The sequence below is a fragment of the Rhodococcus sp. ARC_M12 genome (assembly GCF_022810385.1).
Lineage (GTDB): Bacteria > Actinomycetota > Actinomycetes > Mycobacteriales > Mycobacteriaceae > Rhodococcoides > Rhodococcoides navarretei.
This window is the reverse complement of the sequence record NZ_JALGQI010000030.1, coordinates 1-6,834: the sequence shown is the minus strand read 5'-3', so window position 1 is coordinate 6,834 and position 6,834 is coordinate 1. Positions and strand designations below refer to the sequence as shown.

The 6,834-nt window shown below is 59.6% G+C and carries 10 protein-coding genes; 2 read left to right on the top strand and 8 right to left on the bottom strand.

Going from position 1 to position 6,834, the window contains the following annotated elements; translation table 11 throughout:
• Window positions 1–123: 123 nt before the first annotated feature.
• From MTX35_RS24990 to MTX35_RS24970, 5 genes are all read right to left on the bottom strand, one after another.
• Window positions 124–354 (bottom strand): hypothetical protein, encoded by a 231-nt coding sequence (locus MTX35_RS24990; RefSeq protein WP_243597451.1) that lies wholly within the window; start codon window positions 352–354, stop codon window positions 124–126.
• 45 nt (window positions 355–399) lie between these two features.
• A complete protein-coding gene (locus MTX35_RS24985) occupies window positions 400–981 on the bottom strand; it encodes a recombinase family protein (RefSeq protein WP_243597450.1) in 582 nt (193 codons plus the stop codon).
• A 278-nt stretch (window positions 982–1,259) separates the two neighbouring features.
• Window positions 1,260–2,129 (bottom strand): ImmA/IrrE family metallo-endopeptidase, encoded by an 870-nt coding sequence (locus MTX35_RS24980; RefSeq protein ID WP_243597449.1) that lies wholly within the window; start codon window positions 2,127–2,129, stop codon window positions 1,260–1,262.
• 118 nt (window positions 2,130–2,247) lie between these two features.
• Window positions 2,248–2,580 (bottom strand): hypothetical protein, encoded by a 333-nt coding sequence (locus MTX35_RS24975; protein WP_243597448.1) that lies wholly within the window; start codon window positions 2,578–2,580, stop codon window positions 2,248–2,250.
• Window positions 2,573–2,818, bottom strand: coding sequence for a colicin E3/pyocin S6 family cytotoxin (locus MTX35_RS24970; RefSeq protein ID WP_243597447.1), 246 nt, complete (start codon window positions 2,816–2,818; stop codon window positions 2,573–2,575). Before MTX35_RS24970 ends, MTX35_RS24975 begins: the two co-directional genes overlap by 8 nt.
• Window positions 2,819–2,982: 164 nt before the next feature.
• Here MTX35_RS24970 and MTX35_RS24965 point away from each other — a divergent pair, with 164 nt between their 5' ends.
• Window positions 2,983–3,504, top strand: coding sequence for a hypothetical protein (locus MTX35_RS24965; RefSeq protein WP_243597446.1), 522 nt, complete (start codon window positions 2,983–2,985; stop codon window positions 3,502–3,504).
• Between the two features lie 145 nt (window positions 3,505–3,649).
• On the opposite strand, the gene MTX35_RS24960 is transcribed toward MTX35_RS24965, so the two are convergent.
• The gene (locus MTX35_RS24960; protein WP_032396054.1) at window positions 3,650–3,889 is read right to left on the bottom strand and encodes a helix-turn-helix domain-containing protein; all 240 of its coding nucleotides are present in this window, start codon (window positions 3,887–3,889) and stop codon (window positions 3,650–3,652) included.
• A 283-nt stretch (window positions 3,890–4,172) separates the two neighbouring features.
• On the opposite strand from MTX35_RS24960, the gene MTX35_RS26170 reads away from it, so the two are divergent.
• Window positions 4,173–5,096 carry an LppP/LprE family lipoprotein gene (locus MTX35_RS26170; RefSeq protein ID WP_243597445.1) on the top strand — a complete coding sequence of 308 codons (924 nt, stop codon included), beginning with the start codon at window positions 4,173–4,175 and terminating at the stop codon, window positions 5,094–5,096.
• 106 nt (window positions 5,097–5,202) lie between these two features.
• Here MTX35_RS26170 and MTX35_RS26335 read toward each other — a convergent pair whose 3' ends face one another.
• Window positions 5,203–5,601, bottom strand: coding sequence for an HNH endonuclease signature motif containing protein (locus tag MTX35_RS26335; RefSeq protein WP_374230356.1), 399 nt, complete (start codon window positions 5,599–5,601; stop codon window positions 5,203–5,205).
• A 668-nt stretch (window positions 5,602–6,269) separates the two neighbouring features.
• The gene (locus tag MTX35_RS24950) at window positions 6,270–6,614 is read right to left on the bottom strand and encodes a hypothetical protein (RefSeq protein ID WP_243597444.1); all 345 of its coding nucleotides are present in this window, start codon (window positions 6,612–6,614) and stop codon (window positions 6,270–6,272) included.
• Window positions 6,615–6,834 lie beyond the last annotated feature (220 nt).

Genomic DNA, 6,834 nt, shown 5'->3' with positions numbered 1-6,834 from the left:
ACCCTACGGGCGGCCTCGACCTTGTATTCGGTCGTGAACGACCTGCGTTTGCGGGACATGCGGACATCCTTCCAGCGGAACCATCGGTCCCGCTATCTCGGTGTCCACCATCCGGGGTGAACCTCAGGTACGAGCGACCTGCGGTTCGTGCATTCCAAGCGAGGCAATCTGGAAGATAGCCTTTCTGCTCAGCCGCCCGTCGACTGCGGGCGGTACTTCAGCCTCACGGTTCGCGGCGGTGAGAGTTTTCTGCCACCAGGCGGTGTTGATTTTTAGCGCTGGGTCGAAGTCCTCCGCCTTGGAAGGCTCTGCGAGCCACGCTTGTACCTTCAGCTTCGCCGTGTCTGTACGCATTTCGCCACGCTACCGCCCACAGTTCTCTCTCAGAGAGGGAGCGCTTCAGCTCTGAAGTGGAGCTTCGGCTGATGCTGCGGACCTTAGGTGACGGTAGACAGTTGCTCGACTGACACTGAGCAACTTTGCTATGTCATCAGCGGTGAGGCCCTTCCTTTGCAGTTCTTGAGCTCGAACTACGTCAGCTGCGGCGATCTTGGGTGGACGTCCGCCGTATCGACCGTTCTTGGCTGCAGCGGCGAGCCCTGCACGGGTGCGCTCTAGCATGGTGTCGCGTTCGAGTTGCGCGAAGGCGGCCATGATGGTCAGCATCGCTCTGCCCATGGGGCCATCGGTATGGAGTCCCTCCGTCACGCTCGCAAAGGTGACGCCCCGACTTGTGAGGTCGGAGATGACATCGAGTACGTGTCGGGTATCGCGACCGAGCCGATCCAGCTTCCACACGGTGAGCGTGTCGCCCGACCGCAGATGATCCAGGCAGGCTGCAAGCTGTGGGCGGTCTGCTTTCGATCCGCTCACTCCGTGGTCCGTGAACACGCGGATCGCACCCGCGGCTGTGAGCGCATCGAGCTGCAACTGCGGATCCTGGTCGACTGTGCTGACTCGTGCGTAGCCGATGATCGCCATGTTCGTTCCTGTCTCATAACCCCGTTGCCTTAAGGGTTATGAGACTAGCAGATATGAGACAGGGTTTTGAGACAAAATCCTCGACCTCCAAGCCTGACGGCTACACCAAAACTCTGGTCGTGCCGTCGTCTCGTTAACCCATCGTTTCTGCGACGCCAGCCTACGGATAGGAAGGTGACAGCCCGGATGAGCAGCAAGCCGTCACGGGCTAGGGTCCACTCGGCCTACTAAGACGTCACGGGGAATCCCCTGCGGGCCATACCGAACTCATTCGGACGCTACTTCTTCTTCAGGCTGGCGAGACGACCGTTCACTCGTCGCCATAGGTAGCGCTCAAACTCGGCAGACTCAATTATGCGCGCTGGAATGTCGGGCTTTTGCCCAATGTGGTACATGAGCATCGAATACGTGCTGTCGGGAGAATACGTTCGAAGCAGGCTCAACTTCCCGGCTACTACTCCATTAAGTGACATACGTCGAGCCTCTTGCTCTTCGGCTGTACCTCCACCAAGCGATACCGCTGCTCGGAGCAACTCGGTGTCGGTGCGGATGTCATCGTCCACGGACTGCGCCGGCTCGGATCGACTCGCGAGCCGGTAATATTGCACCTCGCGGCCGGAAACGGTGAAGGAGCCGGTCTCGTGTGCATGCTCATCAATCTCAGATGCATTCGCACGGTTCGAGCCGGGACTCCAGTATTTGTTTTCCCCTTCAACGGTGAAAACGAATCCAGGCAGTAGGTACCGAGTGATGGATAGACAGAAGGCTTCGGCGGACATTCCGGATTTGGCGAGTTCTTCGAGCGCACGCTGAGCTGTCGAGGATGCGAAGGCGTCAGCTGCGACGCTGTAGGGCAAGAGTAGTGCACCGGCAAACTTCTGGGCCTCCGACTCTTGCGCCGCAGTCCGCGACTCAGACCTTGTTCGGCTGGCGTCAAAGTCGCTACCGGTATCGCATCCGGCCAGCGTTCCCACGTGCCACGGTATGACCAGATGGCCTACCTCATGAGCAATCGTGAAGCGACGACGCGTTTCGTACGCGCCGGCGCGCAGGAAAACGACCGGATGCTTTGTACCAAGGCCGATAGTCAGCGCGTCACAGGGGTTGGACCACGTTTCGGTGCGCACTTCGGCTAGTTGCTCGACCACAGCGTCGATTGGGACAGGAAACGTCTGCACCTCCGACCGGGTGAACCGAGCAGCCAGATTGCGAACAGGGTCCCGCGGCTCTGACAGCCAAAAGTCCCAAAGTGATTTACCTGCCAAATCAGTGCACGCGCCGCTTGCTGACCAGGTAGTCGTACAGGTCTTTCGCGTCGCTGCCGGTGCCTCGTGCGGCGATCAACTCGCCCTCCGAGTCCATATTAAGCAGATCCTCGGAAAGTGGAGTCTTGTGCTTACGAGCAGCCACGACGAAGCGCAGCGCGTGTGGCCTCTCCGTAATCGTCTGGTATTCCTCCCACGTCAGGCCAAGGTACTCGTGCAGTTCCAGCTCGGCAGCATCGTCGTCTTCGGGCGCTTCGTGCCACCTCTCGACGTAATCATCCAGATCAGTCAGGAGGGCATCTCCCGACAGCAAATCTTCTACATAGTTAGACATCGGTGATCCTCCTTCCTCGGACTGGCTTCTTGATCACTTCGCCCGTGACAACATCTACTACTCCTCGATGGTATCCTCTTTTGTCGTATTTCTCGAGTTCCCCGCCGTGTGAGCCGTCGTACTCGTAGATAAAGCCGTCTTCGTCTCTCCATCGGCTGCGGCCGTTGATGGTCTTCAGCTTCTCCATGTCGTCGACGACAGACGGTCGTGGGCGAGGGGTGAAGGGCAGCAGCGGCACCGGGAGGACGATACATGCTGCTCACGCGCGTCTCGATGAGGGTGACAGGAGCTCTCAGTGGCCCAGAAGCCAATCCACAATCCCAGCATCACGCTGCCGCTGTTCAAAGCTTCCCGCCGAGCTCAAGCGAACATGGGGGGTGTGGGCGGTAGTACCCTCGCTCGGTGACCAACCAGCTGTTCACCAACCTGGGCATGTCCATCGAGCTCGTCGGCTTCGCCGTCGTCGGGCTGTATATGTACAGGCAATGGCGACACACTGCGGTTGAGGGTCAGCCGTTCGCGCACCACAGGGTCGATACCTTTGTGCGGAAATTGATCCGGCGTCCACGGCGGCCCCACGTCGTGACATTAGGCGACGCGGCAGTCGGTGTGGATACCTCTGCTGATCATCAGGTCGACTTGGGCTTCGACTCCGAGGCGTCAACCTCCGCCCGGCTTCAGAAGCTCGAGGGGTTGATGAGCAACGTCTACAACATGCACCTTGCGTCGGCTAAGTCTTTGGGTGAGCGCATTGACGCTGTGAAGCGTGACCAGATCCGCTCAAGGGGTGAGCTTAGACAGACTATCGACACCGTGGAGCGTGAGCGTGAGCGTGCAGCAACCGGCGACCTCCGCAACGCGGGTTGGGGCCTCATTTTCGCAGTCATAGGTCTGCTCATTCAGTTTCTGGCGGCGGTGTTCTGACAACTTCTGTCATTGACAGCGTCCTCGGAGCGAAGACCGCTACTGCATCAGACGCCAGGCGGGCCGGTTCGGTTCCCCGGTGTTGCGGCGCACGCAGGCGGCAGTGCGATCCCCATCCGACGAGACTCAGAGGTCGAACATCGATTCAGACGTTCGGTTTGAGGGCCAACAGGATTTGAGATGCCGTTGTACCGAGTGCCCGGGCGACGTGCTCGAGCTCGATTACGTCCAGCCTTCGCTCTCCGGACTCGTACTTGCTGACGAACGACTGTGGAACGCCGAGGCTTCCCGCCACGGTGACCTGCGTCAGCCCGGCTTCGACCCTCAGCGAGCGGAGCTTCAGGCAGAGCTGCCTGTACTCGGCTGAGTAGATCGACTTTTCCACGGGACAAGGGCATCGCCCTGTAACCAAATATCCCAAAATCGGATATACCCCACGATGTAGTTCGCAGGGACAGTGGAGGGATCAGGCATTGGGTAGCTCGGGTGGCAGTGGCAACAGATTCGTTCGGATTACGCGACAAGGGGTCGGCGCAACGCTTGGCGCGGCCGTAGTGTCGGCGGCGGCTGTGGCGGGTTGTGGAGCGACGAGTGACCAGGCACCGAGCCTGAGCATCCCCAGCACAGTGAACTGCACAGGAGCTCCAGAGGGAACGACAACGCCCCAGGTGGCCGAGACCATGACGCTCTCCAGGTTCGACCAATCGGGTATCGATCTGTCCGTGGCATTCGTCGACACGGTGCCGCAACCTACGTCTGAGTGGTTCAACGGACGGGAGCAACTGTCCGTTCTTTTAGTGCTGTCAGACCCCGCAGGAGTAAGTCCGACAGTCAATGTCAGCATCGGTCCGAGCAGCCAGGTCGAAGGGTCCTATTCGGCGTATGTGGAGCAAGGCGACCGCGTCGTTGCTGAAGAGTTGGCGGTAGGTCAGAACGCCAACGTGATCACCGTTGACCTACCCGCGACTGTGACCAACGTCCTCGAACTTCCGAACGACCTAGCATTCAGTGGCTCATCGATGGTCAGCAGCATGTACTTCGAGGGTCCCTACCCGCGCTTCCGTGACGTCCTCGCACAAGAATGTTCGGCCGGAACTCGCTCGGTGACCACGGGGTCGTCTCGGCAGCCGGTATCGCCCCCGTCTGGTCGAACGACAACAAGCGCGCAGTCGCAGGAACCTGCTTCCGAATGCGGCGTTGTCACTGAACAGGAGGCCATCGCTGGTGGCTTGGCGAAACTCGGCCCTGAACCAATTACCGGACGTCCATGGTCGGGTGTCCCGCTAGCTAGCAACTTCGACCCGTGCGCCGAGTTGTCGGCTGTCGTCGTGTCCATTGAGGGTGGTACTGGCAGCTCTCCATCGCACGCGCTGATGTTCAACCAGGGCATCTTCCAGGGAACAGCTACCTACGAGGCTCTGCCGTTTACGGATCTCGCCGCAGCCACCGGAGAATCGGACACGGTGACTCTCACCTACAAAACCGGCCAGTCGTGCAATGCGTGCTCTGACGGGGAGACCACTCCTGTCCGCTACCAATGGAACGGCTCCGCTGTCGAGATGCTCGATCTCCTTCCCCCAGAGCTGAGATAGGGCGATTCAGGTAGACCAACCGCCGTCTCCTTCAGACTTGGCACGGCAGAGGCGGGCTCGGTAGGTGGCTTGATGCTGCCTCGTCACGCGTTGCCGCCCACGACCACTATTTCGACGTGTCGGCACTGACAACCGGCGACTCGTCACAAGCGCCGGCAATCTCGTGCAGACACTCAACACATACGTTCTGAGTCGGTTGCAAACTCTCTGACATCGACTGCGAGTAGCCCACCAATTCGACTGTCTTTCGCACATGGCCGCCTGCCGGGCAGTGTGTTTGCCGGTATACACGGGAGGCCGGAGTCTTCGAGCGCAGGACGTTTTCCCGACGCGTAACGACTTCGAGATGTTGCGGGTTAACGCAGCTCTTGACCCGACACAGATGGTCGATGGTCATATCGGCCGAAATGGTTCCGACCAAGCGCGTGTAGGAGTAGCGGTGGGCTTTCACCGGTCTTGTATCTACCGAAAAAATTCCGTACCCGTCGCGGTCGCGCTGACGCATCCAGATCCAACACCCGCCAGGAACCGTCCTGTACCCCTGTCGAAACCGGTCGAGATCAGTGATCTGGTGGTACCGGTCCATCAGAAGCACTAGCTTCTCGGGGTCGCCGTGCTTCTTCCATCGCTGGTAATGCTTGCTACACCAGTCCCGTGCGATGGACACCGTGTCGCAGCCCTCGATTGCACACAGCCCACCCTGCGGATACCCAAGCTTCAGCGGGTCACCATGCTTCAGCCACCGTTGGTAGTGCTTCCCGCAGTAACTGCGGGCCAAAGTCTGCGAGTGGCATTGGTCGACGGCGCAATATGTGGTTGCCATAAGGGGGTACGTCCCAGCGGGTTGGTTCGCAAGCAGAGATTTTGCTCGTCCAACTCTTCTGGGCTAGTCAGGGCCGAAACACAGCGTTCCCGGAGCGTGCAAACCAACCTATTCATGAAGCCGGTCACGAAGGGCTTGGCCTTCTTGAAGTCCGTCGGGACGTAGATCCGCACACCAGCGTTGGTGATGTCACCGACGACGCCCTCTGCTGGACGATCACCGATGCCGTTGCCGGGGATGTCCCGACGAAGGTCCGGCTTGACGATGTCGATCAGGAAGTGATCGTCGTCCCGACGGAACTTGGGGGCCTCGCCGTAACAGCCATGGCCCGGGCAAATCATCGCCCTACTTCAGAGGTTCTCGAAAGACCGCTGCCCGCTTTGGTATGTGCAACCCACTCCGTGGGCCTCCAGCAGCGAAACTAAGTCCCCAGACGGCCTCTCAGGCACCAAGACGGCCAGCTTCATCTTGGGCTTCACGAACCTTCCGTAGTCCAAGATTTGGCCGAGAGCCATCCTGATCGCCTCACGACTTGAACTGGCTTTTGCTTCGTACAGAGTGCTGCTGGTGAGGTCGCAGACGTCCGAAACGATCACACCACCTCCTGGGAGGGTGATCCTCTTCCGTGACGTCTTATGTCCGAGCCCGTTGAGGTAGATCGCAAACCGCTCGACCAGCTTTGCTTCCTTGAGCATTGCTTCTCGTCCGGTCCAAGCCTTGACTGCGTAACTCGCCTTGGTGCTCCGCTCTAGTGGTACATCCTTCGCCGAGCCTCCGGCCACGGCCTGTGACGGCGCTCAGTGAAAATGCCCAGATCTGATCTCTGAAAGTGCTCACCCGTGTGGCTCCGCCAATGAGGGCGGGCCTCCTCCGATGCTGATGGTCTCTGACCACACACCAGCGTCCCGAAGGAGA

Excerpts from the sequence above, each read along its gene's own strand:
- MTX35_RS24950 (WP_243597444.1), bottom strand. The coding sequence starts at position 6,614 with ATGCTCAAGGAAGCAAAGCTGGTCGAGCGGTTTGCGATCTACCTCAAC.
- MTX35_RS24990 (WP_243597451.1), bottom strand. The coding sequence starts at position 354 with ATGCGTACAGACACGGCGAAGCTGAAGGTACAAGCGTGGCTCGCAGAG.
- MTX35_RS24985 (WP_243597450.1), bottom strand. The coding sequence starts at position 981 with ATGGCGATCATCGGCTACGCACGAGTCAGCACAGTCGACCAGGATCCG.
- MTX35_RS24975 (WP_243597448.1), bottom strand. The coding sequence starts at position 2,580 with ATGTCTAACTATGTAGAAGATTTGCTGTCGGGAGATGCCCTCCTGACT.
- MTX35_RS26335 (WP_374230356.1), bottom strand. The coding sequence starts at position 5,601 with ATGCGTCAGCGCGACCGCGACGGGTACGGAATTTTTTCGGTAGATACA.